Source organism: Neptunomonas sp., from assembly GCF_041601355.1.
Lineage (GTDB): Bacteria > Pseudomonadota > Gammaproteobacteria > Pseudomonadales > Balneatricaceae > Neptunomonas.
Genome location: NZ_JBFIIH010000034.1, coordinates 1 through 16,243 on the forward strand (window position 1 = coordinate 1; position 16,243 = coordinate 16,243).

The 16,243-nt window shown below is 46.5% G+C and carries 17 protein-coding genes and 1 tRNA gene; 4 read left to right on the plus strand and 14 right to left on the minus strand.

Features of this window, described 5'->3' with window-relative positions:
• Positions 1 to 766 precede the first annotated feature (766 nt).
• From ABY436_RS07575 to ABY436_RS07625, 11 genes are all read right to left on the minus strand, one after another.
• Positions 767 to 843, minus strand: a tRNA-Pro gene (locus tag ABY436_RS07575).
• A 72-nt stretch (positions 844 to 915) separates the two neighbouring features.
• Complete coding sequence (locus tag ABY436_RS07580) at positions 916 to 1,278, minus strand: MerR family transcriptional regulator (protein WP_372738381.1); 363 nt, start codon at positions 1,276 to 1,278, stop codon at positions 916 to 918.
• Complete coding sequence (gene ihfA / locus ABY436_RS07585) at positions 1,250 to 1,579, minus strand: integration host factor subunit alpha (protein WP_332311442.1); 330 nt, start codon at positions 1,577 to 1,579, stop codon at positions 1,250 to 1,252. The genes ABY436_RS07580 and ihfA overlap by 29 nt, the downstream gene beginning before the upstream one ends.
• Positions 1,580 to 3,970, minus strand: a complete 2,391-nt coding sequence (gene pheT / locus ABY436_RS07590) for a phenylalanine--tRNA ligase subunit beta (RefSeq protein WP_372738382.1) — start codon at positions 3,968 to 3,970, stop codon at positions 1,580 to 1,582. It lies immediately after the preceding gene.
• Positions 3,971 to 4,027: 57 nt separating this feature from the next.
• Positions 4,028 to 5,011 (minus strand): phenylalanine--tRNA ligase subunit alpha, encoded by a 984-nt coding sequence (gene pheS, locus ABY436_RS07595; RefSeq protein WP_372738383.1) that lies wholly within the window; start codon positions 5,009 to 5,011, stop codon positions 4,028 to 4,030.
• A 211-nt stretch (positions 5,012 to 5,222) separates the two neighbouring features.
• Positions 5,223 to 5,579, minus strand: coding sequence for a 50S ribosomal protein L20 (gene rplT / locus ABY436_RS07600; RefSeq protein WP_028471400.1), 357 nt, complete (start codon positions 5,577 to 5,579; stop codon positions 5,223 to 5,225).
• A gap of 41 nt (positions 5,580 to 5,620) precedes the next feature.
• Positions 5,621 to 5,815 carry a 50S ribosomal protein L35 gene (rpmI, locus tag ABY436_RS07605; protein WP_090725528.1) on the minus strand — a complete coding sequence of 65 codons (195 nt, stop codon included), beginning with the start codon at positions 5,813 to 5,815 and terminating at the stop codon, positions 5,621 to 5,623.
• Between the two features lie 96 nt (positions 5,816 to 5,911).
• A complete protein-coding gene (infC, locus tag ABY436_RS07610; RefSeq protein WP_218150139.1) occupies positions 5,912 to 6,454 on the minus strand; it encodes a translation initiation factor IF-3 in 543 nt (180 codons plus the stop codon).
• A gap of 18 nt (positions 6,455 to 6,472) precedes the next feature.
• Positions 6,473 to 8,386 carry a threonine--tRNA ligase gene (gene thrS / locus ABY436_RS07615; protein WP_372738384.1) on the minus strand — a complete coding sequence of 638 codons (1,914 nt, stop codon included), beginning with the start codon at positions 8,384 to 8,386 and terminating at the stop codon, positions 6,473 to 6,475.
• Positions 8,387 to 8,575: 189 nt separating this feature from the next.
• A complete protein-coding gene (locus tag ABY436_RS07620; protein ID WP_372738385.1) occupies positions 8,576 to 9,328 on the minus strand; it encodes a TIGR01458 family HAD-type hydrolase in 753 nt (250 codons plus the stop codon).
• A 39-nt stretch (positions 9,329 to 9,367) separates the two neighbouring features.
• A complete protein-coding gene (locus ABY436_RS07625) occupies positions 9,368 to 10,081 on the minus strand; it encodes a FadR/GntR family transcriptional regulator (protein ID WP_372738386.1) in 714 nt (237 codons plus the stop codon).
• A 202-nt stretch (positions 10,082 to 10,283) separates the two neighbouring features.
• Here ABY436_RS07625 and ABY436_RS07630 point away from each other — a divergent pair, with 202 nt between their 5' ends.
• The 3 genes from ABY436_RS07630 to ABY436_RS07640 are packed head-to-tail and all read left to right on the plus strand — an operon-like array spanning position 10,284 to position 13,247.
• Positions 10,284 to 11,150, plus strand: coding sequence for a (Fe-S)-binding protein (locus ABY436_RS07630; RefSeq protein ID WP_372738387.1), 867 nt, complete (start codon positions 10,284 to 10,286; stop codon positions 11,148 to 11,150).
• Positions 11,151 to 11,161: 11 nt separating this feature from the next.
• Positions 11,162 to 12,568: a LutB/LldF family L-lactate oxidation iron-sulfur protein gene (locus ABY436_RS07635; protein ID WP_372738388.1), complete on the plus strand. Its 1,407-nt coding sequence runs from the start codon at positions 11,162 to 11,164 to the stop codon at positions 12,566 to 12,568.
• A 13-nt stretch (positions 12,569 to 12,581) separates the two neighbouring features.
• Complete coding sequence (locus tag ABY436_RS07640; protein WP_372738389.1) at positions 12,582 to 13,247, plus strand: lactate utilization protein C; 666 nt, start codon at positions 12,582 to 12,584, stop codon at positions 13,245 to 13,247.
• A gap of 55 nt (positions 13,248 to 13,302) precedes the next feature.
• On the opposite strand, the gene ABY436_RS07645 is transcribed toward ABY436_RS07640, so the two are convergent.
• Positions 13,303 to 13,440: an entericidin A/B family lipoprotein gene (locus ABY436_RS07645; protein WP_372738390.1), complete on the minus strand. Its 138-nt coding sequence runs from the start codon at positions 13,438 to 13,440 to the stop codon at positions 13,303 to 13,305.
• A gap of 37 nt (positions 13,441 to 13,477) precedes the next feature.
• A complete protein-coding gene (locus ABY436_RS07650; RefSeq protein ID WP_372738391.1) occupies positions 13,478 to 13,714 on the minus strand; it encodes a DUF2789 domain-containing protein in 237 nt (78 codons plus the stop codon).
• Between the two features lie 192 nt (positions 13,715 to 13,906).
• Here ABY436_RS07650 and ABY436_RS07655 point away from each other — a divergent pair, with 192 nt between their 5' ends.
• Entirely contained in the window at positions 13,907 to 14,533 is a 627-nt protein-coding gene (locus ABY436_RS07655; protein ID WP_372738392.1) for a YigZ family protein, read from the plus strand.
• A 68-nt stretch (positions 14,534 to 14,601) separates the two neighbouring features.
• Here the strand turns inward: ABY436_RS07655 and ABY436_RS07660 are convergent, their stop codons facing one another.
• Positions 14,602 to 16,041 (minus strand): mechanosensitive ion channel domain-containing protein, encoded by a 1,440-nt coding sequence (locus ABY436_RS07660; protein ID WP_372738393.1) that lies wholly within the window; start codon positions 16,039 to 16,041, stop codon positions 14,602 to 14,604.
• Between the last annotated feature and the right edge of the window lie 202 nt (positions 16,042 to 16,243).

Here is a 16,243-nt window from a genome sequence, read left to right on the forward strand (position 1 = left end):
AAAAGGAGAATCAATGCGGAAAATACAGTCCGAATTGACTGAACGTGAACACTTAGGGTAAAAAGACTGAGAGCCCAATGCGGGAAACTTCAGGTGTTCACGTTCGACCAGAATCACCGTTCAACTTCACCAGAATACGCACGAGGAACGCCTCAGAAGCTCTTGAAAGCCAGTTTCTTATTATTGACACCTTTATCAACTCTATATCCATAAGCGGCTTATACGTCCTTTTAAGAGACTCTGAGCTATACGAAGCAACTAATGCAACAGTATTACCAACTGGAGAAACAATTTTCAACCAACATCAATCTGAAGCCATCACGATGTCACATGAGAAAACTATTCTAGCTAGTAAGTTCATCGCTGGATTAACAATCCTACAGATCTAAATCACTATACTTACAGCTTAAAGTTTCTTTATTATCAATAGATTATAAAGCGGCCCTCAACCTAACATCCTAATAATTTGGGGTTTTATCGGGGAAAAAAGTCAATTTAAGTAGCTATACCAACAAAAAATAAACTGTTTTTATATACAGTCTTTTATTCCATCCCCTAACAACTGACTAAACTCACTTAATTATTTGCAAACCTTATATTATGAAAGTGAAACTCAACTATCAGAAACAAAAAAGCCCCGCAACTATTTGAGTTACAAGGCTTTTTATTAAAACGTCGTGATCACGGACTTCGTATTCACAACTCTTTACACACCGTCTAGACCTATTAATAAGGCTACTTTACAGTCGAAACGGATATCAGTTTTTGGTCGGAATGATAGGATTCGAACCTACGACCCCTTCACCCCCAGCGAAGTGCGCTACCAGGCTGCGCTACATTCCGACAAAAGTACTAACTCTTTACTTCAAAGAGGAGCGATATCTTACCCTAAGGTAATGATTTTGTGAAGTTTTATTAACGCCCGGACTTCAAAGTTTTTAAAATATCTTCTAAGCCGGTAATGGTCTGCCTTAGCAATTGCCGATAACGGAGATTTTCATCATTACCTTGCTGACTGCCAAACCATTGCTTGGCACCGCTAATAGTGTAACCCTGCTCATGCAGTAAGCTTTTAATCTGGCGTATGAGCAATATATCCTGCTGCTGATAATAACGCCGGTTATTGCGTTTTACCGGGTGTATCTGCTCAAACTCCTGCTCCCAATATCTCAGCACATGTGCTTTTACGTCACACAATACCGCTACTTCACCTATGGTGAAATAGCGTTTGCTGGGTATGGCAGGCAGATCAGGCTGGTTCAGACCTAGTGTCTGCATAGGCGTCTACACGGTCCTTAAGTTTTTGTCCCGGACGAAAAGTAACAACCCGACGGGCTGAAATAGCGACTTCATCACCCGTTTTTGGATTCCGGCCAGGACGCTGGCGTTTATCGCGCAGGTCGAAATTACCAAAACCCGATAACTTCACCTGCTCGTTGGTTGCGAGGCTTTCACGTATTTCATCAAAAAAGGATTCCACCATATCCTTGGCTTCGCGCTTGTTAAGACCTAACTCATCACACAAACGTTCTGCCATGTCTGCCTTTGTTAAAGAACTCATGAACTTTACCTTTGCTATTTAATCTCTTAATGTTGCTCCTGCACCGATATTCAGTGCGGAAACGACAGACTGTACAGCCGAATTAATTTCTTCTTCATTAAGAGTGCGCGATGGATGCTGCCAGGTCAAGCCCAAAGCCAGACTTTTTCGTCCCACTTCAATACCTTGGCCCTGGTATACATCAAACAGCGTTACCTGCTTCAGGTATTCCCCTGCGTTTTCAACTGTAATTTGGCGTACTGTGTCATAAGCGGTTGCTTCATCAACGATCAGTGCCAGATCACGTCTTGATTCAGGAAATTTAGATAATTCAGAAAAACGTGCTATACGCCCCTGCAACAAGCTTTCCAGGCTCAACTCAAACAGATAAACCGGCCCGTTCAGATCCAGCTTTTTAATTAACGAGGGATGCAATGCGCCGACAAAACCAACCACTTCACCCGCCCGCTCTATGCGCGCCGTCTGCCCCGGATGCAAGGCAACATGCCTATCTGCCACAAAACGATATTGATCACCGGCACCGCCAAGGTTAAGAACCGCTTCAATATCTCGTTTTATATCGAAGAAATCGACCGATGAAGATTTTCCAGTCCACGATTCAGGATCACGGGCACCGGACAACAAACCAGCCAGTACATTTTCCTGAACAAGCTCGTCATTAATCGGCAGAAAACGCTGCCCGGTTTCAAATAGGCGCACCCGCGATTGCTGACGATTCTGGTTATATTGCAGTGCTTTTACCAGGCCCGGCCAGATCGTAGTCCGCATCACGGCCATTTCAGCAGAAATAGGATTCGCTAATGCCAGCGCTTCATACTGATCATCAAAGAGTTTCTGCAAACCCGATTCGATAAAGCTATAAGTGATCGCTTCCTGATAACCAAAAGAGATCAGGGTTCGGCGCAGATCATGAATACCAACTTGCGATTCATCATTGGGCGTAAATGGCAGCGCCGATGTCGGCAATTTAACCGGCAGATTGTTATAACCGTAAACACGAGCCAACTCTTCGATCAGATCAACTTCGATGCTGATATCAAAACGATACGACGGAATAGCGACCGTCCAACTTGCATCGCCAGCTTGTTCTATCTGCATACCTAAACGCGTTAAGATCTCTTCAATTTCAGCCGCGGGCATTTCAAAGGCCAGCATTGCATTGACTTTACTATGACGTAAAGTCACCGTGCGTGCTTCAGGCAGAAATTCTTCGCTGACCGCCTCAGTAACCGGACCCGCTTCACCACCCACGATATCCAGCAGTAACTGAGTCGTCCGCTCAATTGCCTGATGCTGTAATTGCCAATCTACGCCACGCTCGTAACGATGCGATGCATCCGTATGCAATCCGTATGCGCGCGCTTTACCCGCAATAGCGATCTGATCAAAGAATGCACATTCAAGGAAAATATCTTGCGACTCCGCCGTTACACCCGTGCTATCGCCACCAAAGATTCCCGCCATAGCGACCGGACCCTTGTCATCAGCGATAATCAGTGTATCGGTGTTTAATGCGACTTCATTACCATCAAGCAATGTCAGCTTCTCGCCGGCTTCAGGCATACGCACCTGAATACTGCCCGCTAGCTTATTAAGGTCAAACGCGTGCAGTGGCTGGCCTAATTCAAGCAGAACATAGTTCGTTACATCCACAACAGGATCGATAGAACGAATACCTGAACGGCGTAACTTTTCCACCATCCATAACGGAGATGCTGCGGCCATGTTTACATTACGAATCACACGCCCCAGATAACGAGGGCAAGCCGCAGGAGCCTCCAACGTCACGGAGAAGGTATCATCGATGGTTGGCGCGACAGGCGGTATATCAACAAAAGTAACGGGTGCTTTATTCAGCACACCTACCTCACGCGCAAGCCCTTTAAGACTCAGGCAGTCGCCACGGTTAGGCGTCAGATCAACATCAATAATTTTATCGTTTAAATTCAGATAATCACGTATGCAGGTGCCGATTGGCGCATCCGCCGCCAGCTCCATAATACCGCCGTGATCTTCAGAAATACCCAGCTCGTCTTCAGCACACAGCATGCCGAAGGACTCAACGCCACGCAGCTTAGCTTTTTTAATCTTAAACTCACCACCATCTGGTGTTGGCAGCAATGCACCGACGGCTGCATAGGCTGTTTTCAAGCCTGCACGCGCATTGGGCGCGCCGCAAACAACCTGATAAATCTCGTTACCATCAGTAACGGTACATACCTGTAGTTTATCCGCATCGGGATGCTGCTCTGCGGTGAGAATTTCACCCACGATAACACCGGAGAAGTCACGAGCGACTGACTCAACATCGTCGACTTCCAGCCCTGCCATAGTAATTTGATCGACCAGCGCCTGTGTATTGATGGCTGGATTAACCAGTTCACGTAACCATTTTTCACTGAATTTCATGCTACTGTCCTGAAAATCTTTATTTCATTGCCTACTATTGAAATTAACCGCACAGAATCAGTTAAACTGACCCAGGAAACGCAGATCATTTTCAAAGAAAAGGCGTAAATCATTCACGCCATAGCGCAGCATCGCTAATCGCTCAACACCCATACCAAATGCAAATCCGGTATATTCCTCAGGATCGATACCCGACATTTCAAACACTTTAGGGTGTACCATTCCGCAGCCTAAAACCTCAAGCCACTTACCATCACCGCGATCAATATCGACTTCAATTGATGGCTCGGTAAACGGGAAGTACGACGGACGGAAACGCACCTTCACATCTTCCTCAAAGAACTCACGCAAAAACTGCTCCAACGTGCCTTTAAGGTCAGCAAAGCTGATGTTTTTATCAATCAGCAAGCCTTCAACCTGATGGAACATAGGTGAGTGCGTCTGATCATAATCACAACGATAAACACGTCCCGGGCAGATAATACGAATCGGTGGTTGCTGAGTTTCCATCGTGCGCACCTGCACGCCGGAGGTATGCGTACGCAGCAAAGTATTCGCATTAAAATAGAAAGTATCATGCATCGCACGTGCCGGATGATGCGAAGGGATATTTAACGCTTCAAAGTTATGATAGTCGTCTTCAATCTCAGGGCCTTCAGCAACGCTGTAACCAATACCGGCAAAGAATGACTCGATACGCTCAAGCGTTTTAGTCACCGGGTGCAATCCACCCAAATGCTGACCACGACCCGGCATAGTGACATCAATCGTTTCCGATGCCAGCTTCATCTCCAGTGCGGCCGCTTCAAGCAGCGCTTTACGCGCATTGATCTGATCTGATACCTGCTGAACGACTTCATTAATTCTGGCACCTGCTGCAGGGCGTTCTTCAGCCGTCAGCTTGCCTAAACCTTTACGCAGCGCCGTTAACGGACCTTTTTTACCCAGGTAATCAACACGTACCTGATCCAGCTCCTGAACACTGTTAGCGGCAGCAACAGCGGCACCCGCTTGTTCCAGAAGACTTATCATGTTTTCCATTTCCGGCTCCAATTGATTGGGAGGAAGATGAGCGCTATAGACGCTTTATAAAGTTATACATACAGTTATTCTGCTGAATTATTGTTAGCAAATAATCACACAGAATTCAGCGCAATAACCGAAAAAATAGGGGAAGAGTTTGCACCCGTCCCCTATTTAAAATAACACTGCTATCTCAATGAATAGCGACCTCAATAAAGAGGTGGGTGCATTACGCTAAAGCAGCTTTCGCTTGCTCAACAACAGCAGTAAATGCAGCCTGTTCGTGAACAGCCAGATCAGCCAGTACTTTACGGTCGATTTCAACGCTGGCTTTTTTCATTCCAGCGATCAAACGGCTGTAAGACAGACCATTCAAGCGTGCCGCAGCATTAATACGTGCAATCCACAGAGCGCGGAATTGACGTTTTCTTTGGCGACGGTCACGATACGCGTATTGACCTGCTTTGATAACAGCCTGTTTAGCTACACGGAATACACGGCTACGAGCACCATAGTAACCTTTAGCTTGTTTTAATATCTTTTTGTGACGGCGACGAGCCTGAACACCACGTTTTACACGAGCCATTCTTTACCTTCCTATATTCAATTCTGTTAGTGAAAAAACGACTAGATGTACGGCAACATACGACGGATCAGAGCCTGATCTGCAGCATGAACCTGTAGCATCGGACGAAGCTGACGCTTACGCTTAGTGCTTTTCTTGGTCAGAATGTGACTTTTGAAGGCCTGCTTGTGCTTGAAGCCATTTGCAGTTTTTCTAAAACGCTTTGCCGCACCGCGGCAAGATTTAATCTTAGGCATTACAACTCTCCACGCATTCGTTAGTTTTTTAATCCGAAAAAACGACAAAACCCGTTACTACCTGAAAGGCAGATACGGGTTAAGCTGCTTTACAAATTACTTTTTCTTCTTCGGGGCGATCACCATGATCATCTGACGGCCTTCCATCTTCGGACGCTGTTCAACAACCCCCTGCTCTTCCAGATCTTTTTCGATCCGCAACAACAAGTTCATGCCCAGTTCCTGATGAGCCATCTCACGGCCGCGGAAACGTAAAGTCACCTTAGCCTTATCCCCTGCTTCTAGGAAACGTACCAGGTTGCGTAGCTTTACCTGATAATCCCCATCTTCCGTCGCAGGACGGAATTTCATTTCCTTAACCTGAGTCTGATGCTGTTTCTTCTTAGCTTCAGCATCTTGTTTCTTCTTCTCGTATTGGTGTTTACCAAAATCCATTAGTTTACAAACTACCGGATCCGAATCAGAAATCTGTACCAGGTCAAGTTCAGCCTCTTGCGCCATGTCAAGAGCCTGATTAATCGATACAACACCTACTTGCTCACCATCAGCACCAATCAGGCGTAGTTCATGAGCTTTGATATGTTCGTTAATGGGTGTGCGATTATCACGACGCCCACCTCTTTTATTATCGCGCTTAATTGTTATATCTCCTAAAAATTATTCGTAACCCTTCTGATCCACATCTTTTGTCAGAAAGTCGGTGAATGTTTCTATACTCATTGAGCCGAGATCTTCCCCTGTGCGTGTTCTTACTGCTACACAGCCAGTCTCGACTTCTTTATCACCAACTACCAAAAGGAAAGGAACCTTCTGAAGAGTTCGCTCACGGATTTTAAAGCCGATCTTCTCGTTTCTCAAGTCCGAAACAACTCTAAATCCATTATTTCCCAGTGTTTTTACCACATCCTGGCAATATTCAGCCTGTTTATCTGTGATATTCATCACAACAGCCTGAACTGGTGAAAGCCAGGCGGGTAATGCACCTGCATAGTTTTCAATCAGAATGCCAATAAAACGCTCAAAAGAACCGAGAATTGCACGATGCAGCATGACCGGCGTTTCGCGCTCGCCTGCTTCATTAACAAACTGAGCTTCTAAACGACCCGGCATTGAGAAATCTACCTGGATTGTACCACACTGCCAGACACGTCCTAGGCAATCTTTTAAAGAAAACTCTATTTTAGGGCCATAAAAAGCCCCTTCACCCGGCAACTCTTGCCACTCAAGCTCAGCAGCGTTAAGCGCATCAGCTAATGCCTTCTCAGCTTTATCCCAGACTTCATCAGAACCTACACGCTGATCAGGGCGGGTGGATAGCTTATAGATGATCTCGGTGAAGCCGAAATCAGCATAAACTTCATGCAAGAATTCGATAAAACTAGCCACTTCCGACTGAATTGTGTTTTCAGCACAGAAGATATGCGCATCATCCTGTACAAAGCCACGTACACGCATGATGCCGTGCAACGCACCAGAGGGCTCATTACGGTGGCAAGAACCAAATTCCGCCAAACGTAACGGCAGATCACGATAAGAGCGCAGCCCCTGATTAAATACCTGGATATGGCAGGGGCAATTCATTGGTTTAATAGCGAAATCTTTGCTTTCAGAATGCGTAGTGAACATCTGATCAGCAAATTTATCCCAATGCCCTGATTTTTCCCACAAGCTACGCTCAACTACCTGAGGCGTTTTAATTTCCTGATAGCCATGCTTAATTTGCTTAGTACGCATGTACTGTTCGATCTGCTGATAAAGCGTCCAACCGTGCGGGTGCCAAAACACCATACCCGGCGCTTCTTCCTGCAGGTGGAATAAGTTCAGCTGTTTACCCAGCTTACGGTGGTCACGCTTCTCTGCTTCTTCTAAACGATGCAGATACGCTTTTAATTCTTTTTTATCGCCCCAGGCGGTTCCATAGATACGCTGCAACATGGCGTTATTGGAATCACCACGCCAGTAAGCACCGGCAACTTTCATCAGCTTAAACGCTTTAATATGCCCGGTAGAGGGAACATGCGGGCCACGACACAGATCGATAAAATCGCCCTGAGAGTAGAAAGACAGATCCTGATCCGCAGGAATAGCACTGAGCAGCTCAACCTTGTATTTCTCCCCCATTTTTTCAAATAGAGCAACACTTTCATCACGGTTCATAACCGTACGCGATACCGGCAAATTCTGCTTTGCCAGCTCTGCCATTTTCTTTTCAATCTTTTCAAGATCTTCAGAGGTAAACGGGCGCTCGTAAGCAAAATCGTAATAGAAACCATTTTCAATAACAGGGCCAATCGTGACCTGTGCACCTGGAAACAGCGCTTGCACAGCCATCGCCATCAAGTGTGCACATGAATGACGAATAACCTCCACACCCTCTTCATCACGTGCCGTGATAATCGCCAGTTGGGCATCATCATTAATAACGAATGAGGTATCAACAGGCTGACCATTCACTTTACCGGCCAGTGCCGCTTTGGCTAAACCTGCGCCAATATCAGCAGCAACGTCAAACACAGAGACGGGATTAGCAAACTCGCGTTTACTTCCATCCGGGAGGGTAATAACAGGCATCTTTTTTCCTTGTTTATCAGTGGTGACCCCTACGACAGGCCACTTCTTTATCTATACTAAATGCGCATCGTACAAACCAAGTACGTAACGCTGGACGCGCATTTTAACAAACCCTGACGATAAATCTATGCCTGCTATTCAACCCAGGAGACTCAACATAAGCTCAGAACGCTCATTTTTACTACGGGACTAAATCAACTCGTTAATATTCTCTAGAATAAAAGCGCCTTCGGGCAACTGTGTCTCATCACCGCTCTGGAACTTACCTGTTTTCACCAGACAACCCGCCAGCCCCGCATCAACCGCGCCTTTCACATCGGCAATCACGTCATCCCCTACCATCAGACATTGATGCGCAGAAAATCCTGTCGATGCCACAACTTGCTTGAAAAATTCAGCGCTGGGCTTCCCCATAACAACCGCTTTAGTATCGGCAGCCCACTCAATAGCACGTACAAAAGCACCCGCATCCAGCTGTAAACCATCATCTGCCATAAAATACTTATTCATCCCGATCGCAATCAATGGGGCGCCTTTTTGACAAAGCCGAAATGCCTCATTCATTGCCTGATAGCTCAAACCCTCGCGTGCATCGCCCAACAACACACAATCAGCAACGTCGGCATCATATTGCGTTATAAAGTCTGTACCAAGGCTGGCAGGTAGTATGCAATAAGGATGCATCCCCTGCTGTTCTATATACGCTTTCGCGGCAAGCGGAGCTGTGAACAACTCACCCTCATCTATCTTTATACCCATAGACTGCAAATCCTGAGTAATAGTATGAGCCGATTTGCTCGCCGTATTGGTGACAAACCTGAGCACAAATCCACTATTTCTGATCTTTTCTACCGCCTCCGCAGCGCCCTTGATAACCCGGGAACCGTCATAAAGCACACCGCTGAGATCAAGTAATATTGCTTTATATGAGAAAATATTCATCCGGTACGCTCCTTTAACATTCTCTTTAGCCATCTCTTACTAATCCGTACTTTCCAATAAATTACGTGTGTAAATGATATGTTCAGAAGCCACCTTGCGTGCCTGCTCAGGGTCGCGCTGGCGAAGTGCCTGATATATTTGCTCGTGTTGCATGCGTATCCCGTCCGGATAGCGCCCAAATTTAATCAAGGTGCGGTTCAGGACGCCATAAATGGCATTAAAATAGCGATTATAAAAAAGCTGACTAAAAGAAGTGATCAACACATGATGGCTGGACTCAGCGATCATCATATGAAAACGCAGATCTGCTTTAGCCTTATCAAGCGTTGTCAGGCCTTTACTACGTAGCTGCATTTTATCAAACTCTTCTTCTATCCCGATGAGCTGCTGATCCGTGGCTCGCAGTGCTGCAAAATAGGCGGCTTCGCCCTCCAGAAAAGCGCGGGCCTCCATCACCTGAAGCTGAAAAGCCAGATTATCGCCCACCCCTTCTACTGGCAATTCGATATATTTTGCCATCGTATTCCGGCAAATACTTCTGCCACCATGTGCTGTCGAAATCAGGCCATCCAACTCCAGCAACTGAACGACTTCTCTTACGCTTGAGCGCGCTAAACCAAACTGATCGACTAACTGTCGCTGCGACGGTAGTGCCTGACCAGGAATAAGGCTGCCAGAAATTATTTTTTGTCGCAGATACCGATCAAGCCGCTGTTTTTTTGTTAGCGGTTCTTTTGTCAGCTCATCGCCCATGTAAGAACGCCTCCCTCATCTTGGTCAGACCAGTTCCTAATGTAGCATATATTTTGTACAGATCTTTACCTATCTTGGCAGGCATACAAAGATTGCATCCAATAAAAATTAACGTACAGAGACCATTGTACAAGCCGGAATTTCGCTTTCTGCTAAGGCAAAAACGCACGGAATATGGAAATTTATGTTTATAAATGACCGAATGAGTACGTTTTTAACACCGTCAGAAGACAAAGAAGTAATGGTGCAAAAGTCTCGTATAAGAATTCAGGTAAACACTATGCAAGCATCCGAAAAGTCCATTAAAGTAGGCCTCTTTGTCACCTGTCTGGTTGACATGTTTCGCCCCAGCATCGGATTCGCAACCATCAAACTATTAGAAAGTGCGGGCTGCGAAGTATCAGTACCCGAAGTCCAAACCTGCTGCGGACAACCGGCCTTTAACTCAGGCGACAAGAAGACAACCCAGCAGATCGCCCGCCAAACCATCGAAGCATTCGACGGTTATGAATATGTAGTCGGCCCTTCTGGTTCTTGCATCGGCATGTTGCAGCACTACGCCGATCTGTTTGACAATAACGACCCCTGGAAAGCGCGCGCGGAGAACTTAAAAAACAGAGCTTTCGAGATTACAGCATTCCTCACTGATGTTATGGATTTCGACAGCATCTTGTCTGCTTACGAAGGTAACGTTACCTATCATGATTCTTGTGCCGGATTACGGGAACTGGGTGTAAAACAGCAACCACGTAAACTCCTGGCTAAAGTAGCCAACCTGACTCTTAGCGAGATGGAAGATGCTGAAACCTGCTGTGGTTTTGGCGGAACTTTTTGCGTCAAATATCCTGAAATATCCAACCGTATGGTGGAGAATAAATCCGCCAATGTTGAACTCTCTGGCGCCACGACATTACTCGGTGGCGACCTGGGCTGCCTGTTGAACATGGCAGGTAAGCTTAAACGTCAGGGGCATAATATCGAAACACGGCATATTGTAGAGGTCCTTGCCGGTATGACTGACGAGCCTGCTATTGGCGAAGCTGCTTACGAACTTGGCCAATCGGCGTAGGAGAGACAGGCATGGAAATTCATAGCCCTGAGTTTAAAGAAAAATCGCGTATTGCACTGCATGATGTCAACTTACAAAAAGCCCTTAGCAACCTCAAAGCAGGCTTTCCGGTTAAACGCTCTACTGCGGTTGCCCGTATGCCTGAGTTTGAGCAATTGCGTGATGAAGGCACGGCGCTAAAAAATCACATTCTGGAAAATCTGGATATCTATCTGGAGCAGTTCGAAGCGAATGTCATCAAAAATGGTGGGCATGTTCATTGGTGCCGTACCCCGGATGACGCCTGCAAAAAAATCCTGGATATCTGTAAAGACGTTGGTGCAAAAACCGTCACCAAAGGTAAATCAATGGTCTCGGAAGAGATCAACCTAAATGATTATCTGCAAAAGAACGGCGTAGAACCGATAGAAACCGACTTAGGTGAGTACATCCTGCAATTACGTGGCGACCACCCCAGCCATATCATTGCACCGGCGATTCACTTAAATCTGGAAGATGTTTCAGACATCTTTCACGAAAAACATAAGCGCCCAAAATCCAGCGATCCTGCCGTGTTGATGCAGGAAGCCCGCGAAATGCTTCGCGAGAAGTTTGCCGCTGCGGATGTGGGTATTACCGGCGCAAACTTTCTGGTTGCGGAAACAGGGTCCACCATCATTGTAACCAACGAAGGTAATGGTGACCTGACACAAACGCTGCCAAAAACGCATATTGTCGTCACCTCTATCGAGAAGGTCGTTCCGACCCTCGAAGACATGACGCTCTTCCTGCGCCTGCTGGCTCGTTCAGCCACAGGGCAGGAATTTACCGTGTACAACACTTTATCGACAGGACCACGTAGAACAGGAGATCAGGATGGACCCGAAAACTTCCACGTGGTCCTCGTCGATAACGGCCGAAGCGAAATGGTCGGGACTGAGTTTCAGGAGATGTTACGCTGTATTCGTTGCTCGGCATGTATGAACCATTGCCCTGTCTATGGCGCTGTCGGTGGCCATAGCTATGGCTGGGTATACCCCGGGCCGATGGGATCAGTCCTGACACCACAGATGATTGGTATCGAACAGGCAGGGCTACTGCCAAACGCCTCAACCTTCTGCGGCAAATGCGAGTCTGTCTGCCCCGTTAGGATTCCGCTTCCCAAATTGATGCGCCACTGGCGGGAAGATGAATTCTCCAGGCACTTAAGCCCTAAAGCAGTTCGCTGGGGCATCTCTGGTTGGGCATTTTTCGCCAAGCGCCCTGCTCTGTATCGCCTGCTCTCCAGCAGCTCCAATCTGTTTTTACGCCTAATGGCAGGTAAAAAAGGCCGCATTAAGAAAATACCGATGGCAGGCGGCTGGACAGATTGGCGGGATATGCCCGCACCGAGCGGCAAAACCTTTATGTCGCAATACAAATCACGCAAACAGAGCTAACGGAGGAGTTGTTATGAGTAAAGCAGAGATCCTTGGCAATATCCGCCACGGCCTGAAACGTGCTGAAGCCAGCCAAGAGCAAAAACAGGCCGTGATCAATCGCATCAACGCACATACGCGTAATCTGGTACCGCAACGCGCCCAGCTACCGCACGAAGAGCAGGTCGCGCTGTTCATTGCCATGGCAACCGAAGCCGCCGCTGAAGTTTATCAGTTGGAGAGCATTAATGAAGTGCCGCAGATCTGCGCCAACTGGCTGAAAGAGCACAATATCAGCTCCCTGGTCACCGCCAGTGATGCACCTATTCTGGCATTAGATTGGAATTCGGTCAGTGATCTTAGCTGCGAACAACGGGTTGCACAGGTAGGAGATGCCGCCAGCCTGACCAGCAGCTTTGCCGGTATCGCCGAAACCGGTACATTGATGCTGCATTCTGGCAAAGATAGCCCGACAACGCTGAACTTCTTGCCGGATAATCACTTTGTTACCTTGAAAAGATCCGATATCGTCGGCCCTTACGAAGATGCCTGGCAGAAGCTACGTGATAAAACCCAGGGCGACCTGCCACGTACCGTTAATATGATTACCGGGCCTTCTCGCAGCGCGGATATTGAACAGAAATTACAGATGGGTGCACACGGGCCAAAAGATCTGATCATTTTGCTGATAAATGACTAAACCTGCGAGCTGACAATAAAAAAGGGTGCCAATGGCACCCTTTTAATATTCAGTTCTATTGATGCTTTTGAGCCGCCTTCTCAATCGCCTCACCACCTTTTTCAATGTCTTTGCCTAAACCTTCGACAGTGCTGCAGCCTGAGATTCCTATACTTAACGCAAACGTCATCAGAACGATATATAATTTTTTCATAGACACCCCTAAATAATGCTAACCGATGATTCGCTTATTATTTCTTGTCTCGTAGTAATGTATCAAGCTCATCAACCATTTCGGACCAATCCGCATCATTCGCACGACTTTCACGAATGAACTGGGATTGCGCCTCATTCCAGAAAGCAGCATCCTCAAGAGCAACGCCATCATCCAGTGAGTGTTGTTTCACAAACGCATCGATATCTTTGCTTTCCGCAGCCAAACCCAGCTGTAAAAATAGATTAGTGAGATTATGCTTAACTGTATCCATGTGCCCCTCCTTTCAGAACAAACTGATTCTGTTACAGTAAAATGTAACTGAGCCTAAATCAAATCAAATATGCAAAATCAGACTCTGGCGTCTCATATAATTTATTTCCGGGCCCGTATCATCCGTACAGAAAATATCAGGGACTCTGCTATCATTATCCCCTTTTACAACTAATACAGACGGTACGCATCATTGCCCGACTCCTTAGCCGATTCCTTTTATCGGAAACCGATCGCGACAACTGAAACGCTCTATGAAATCAAAAAGAGCCGTTTTTATGTATCAATAACACCGCTTTCTACTGTTGCAGCGGCACGTGCTTGTATCCAGCAGGCTAAAAACACAACCCCATCAGCCAATCACCACTGCAGTGCTTTTATTACAGGATCGCCGTTGGCCGAAAAAGGCTTTGGCTACAGTGATGACGGAGAACCCTCCGGCACCGCTGGCAAGCCGATGTTTAATGTGTTGCAAGGAAACAACGTGGGTGAAGCTTGTGTAATCGTCACACGCTTTTTTGGAGGCATAAAATTGGGTACCGGCGGCTTAGTACGTGCCTACTCAACCAGTGTAAAAGAAGCGATTGCACAGGCTCAATTTGAAGAAGTCCACCCACGCTGTCAGATAAAAATCGAATATCCCTACACGCTATCTGCCATTGTAGATTCGATCCTGCATAACAGCAAAGTTACGCTGATCGACAGTCAATACAGTGACAGAGTTCTGCTACACATCAGCTTGCCCGCAAATGAAACCGACGCATTACTGACGGCATTACAAGAACGCAGCAGCGGAAAAGCAGATGTGACAAAATTATAGAGAGTTAGTCCGCTTAGCCTCCGTCACGTTTTAATTATCCCCTTAAAAAGATGTCTGTTAATCCAAGATCAGAGAATATTCTTGCCTTGCTCAGGTTCACGCGTAGCGGCCGCCTGTTGGCGTATTTCGTCGGTGTCACTGCTCAAATCTTCGTGTTCATTTATTTCAAGATCGGCTGCGATTTGCGCCCGATCAGTTACAACGTCTGATACAACCCCTGAGGCACTCACAGAAGAACCAGCCAGATCAGCACTCGCCAGCGCTTTTTCATGCATCACAACAGGTACTCCCTTTGGAAAGATAATCTCTCGCGAATCATCCGGCATACTGATGCCATGGCGCTCCAGTTCACGCATAATCAAACGCATCATGGTAGACCCTACCTTAGCGCCACTGTGCTTACGCTGATCAACCCAATAATAGATTCGCAGATTAATTGTGGCCGGGCCTAGCGATTCCACCATGACTTGTGGCTCAGGATCTGTCAGCACCGCGTCATGTTGCAAGAGCAACTGCATGGCCAGTGCTTGTGATTGACGAATGCTGGCATCATAACCGATACCTAACAAAAAACTCCCCCGCGAGAATGGATTAGCCGTCCAGTTTTTAATCACGTTGGTATAGATAGTCGCATTAGGAATTTGAATATGGTTACCATCGAAATCAATTAAGGTAGTGGCACGTGCCGTCATTTTTTGCACAACACCTTTATGGTCAATGATCTCGATAACATCGCCCATCTGAAAAGGACGCTGCACACTCAATAACAAACTGGCGATAAAGTTTTCCGCAATATCTTTAAATGCAAAACCAACCACCAGCCCAATAACACCCGTACCACTAATAATAGCCACAGCAACCTGTGTTAAGCCGGCAATATTCAGGAAAAAATAAAAGCCAAACAACATAATAAACAGCATGATGGCGCGGCTTAAAACTACCTGCACCAACTGGCTTTTATTTTCACCACTAAAAGGCTTCATCAAAATACTGGTCAGCGGCCGCGCCAGCATAAAGCAGATAATCAGCACCACTAAACCAATCACTACCATGGGAAACACTTTCAAAGCAGAATACCACAGCCGAATCAGCTCGCCCCGCAGCGGAGCCAAATCCAACACACTCTTATTAACCATCGAGATATTGTTAATAACAGCGACGACACCTTCGGTATTTTTAGCAATATCCGTTGCCCATCCGACAAAGTGTTCATCAAGGGCCTGCCCGCCAAGAAACACCAGCCCCTGTCGCGACTCAACCGTTAAATCTGTGTATTTCTCAGCTGTTGTCAAAATCCCCTGAATTCTCGACTGTATTTGTGCATCCTTGATGGGCTTATCTACACCAATCACCCGCTCGGTATTCTCGAACGCAGCGGGCTGACTATTCGCCTCACTACCCAACACCTCAGTGTTAGCGGTATCAGCGCTCACCAACAGCGGTCCACCACATACCAAGAAAAACAGCAGAAACAGTCGACCGAATGATCGCAGCAGAGAATTACTCATTAAACATCCTTTTTATCCATCGCATCACAGGCAGAGTACTATAAAAAATTATTGGCATTAAATAATAAAATAAATATGGTAAGCATATCGCTTTAATACTGTGTAGCCTTTATGAATCTTCGACCTAGTAAAAGCTTTGTTTAGCAAAGCCTCCGACAACCCCACCCCTTTATTAAACCGGTAAAACCCGAGATAAATCATT

Coding starts and splice junctions, on each gene's coding strand:
- ABY436_RS07580 (WP_372738381.1), bottom strand. CDS start 1,278: ATGCAGACACTAGGTCTGAACCAGCCTGATCTGCCTGCCATACCCAGC.
- pheT (WP_372738382.1), bottom strand. CDS start 3,970: ATGAAATTCAGTGAAAAATGGTTACGTGAACTGGTTAATCCAGCCATC.
- pheS (WP_372738383.1), bottom strand. CDS start 5,011: ATGGAAAACATGATAAGTCTTCTGGAACAAGCGGGTGCCGCTGTTGCT.
- rplT (WP_028471400.1), bottom strand. CDS start 5,579: ATGGCTCGTGTAAAACGTGGTGTTCAGGCTCGTCGCCGTCACAAAAAG.
- rpmI (WP_090725528.1), bottom strand. CDS start 5,815: ATGCCTAAGATTAAATCTTGCCGCGGTGCGGCAAAGCGTTTTAGAAAA.
- thrS (WP_372738384.1), bottom strand. CDS start 8,386: ATGCCTGTTATTACCCTCCCGGATGGAAGTAAACGCGAGTTTGCTAAT.
- ABY436_RS07620 (WP_372738385.1), bottom strand. CDS start 9,328: ATGAATATTTTCTCATATAAAGCAATATTACTTGATCTCAGCGGTGTG.
- ABY436_RS07625 (WP_372738386.1), bottom strand. CDS start 10,081: ATGGGCGATGAGCTGACAAAAGAACCGCTAACAAAAAAACAGCGGCTT.
- ABY436_RS07630 (WP_372738387.1), top strand. CDS start 10,284: ATGAGTACGTTTTTAACACCGTCAGAAGACAAAGAAGTAATGGTGCAA.
- ABY436_RS07635 (WP_372738388.1), top strand. CDS start 11,162: ATGGAAATTCATAGCCCTGAGTTTAAAGAAAAATCGCGTATTGCACTG.
- ABY436_RS07640 (WP_372738389.1), top strand. CDS start 12,582: ATGAGTAAAGCAGAGATCCTTGGCAATATCCGCCACGGCCTGAAACGT.
- ABY436_RS07645 (WP_372738390.1), bottom strand. CDS start 13,440: ATGAAAAAATTATATATCGTTCTGATGACGTTTGCGTTAAGTATAGGA.
- ABY436_RS07650 (WP_372738391.1), bottom strand. CDS start 13,714: ATGGATACAGTTAAGCATAATCTCACTAATCTATTTTTACAGCTGGGT.
- ABY436_RS07660 (WP_372738393.1), bottom strand. CDS start 16,041: ATGAGTAATTCTCTGCTGCGATCATTCGGTCGACTGTTTCTGCTGTTT.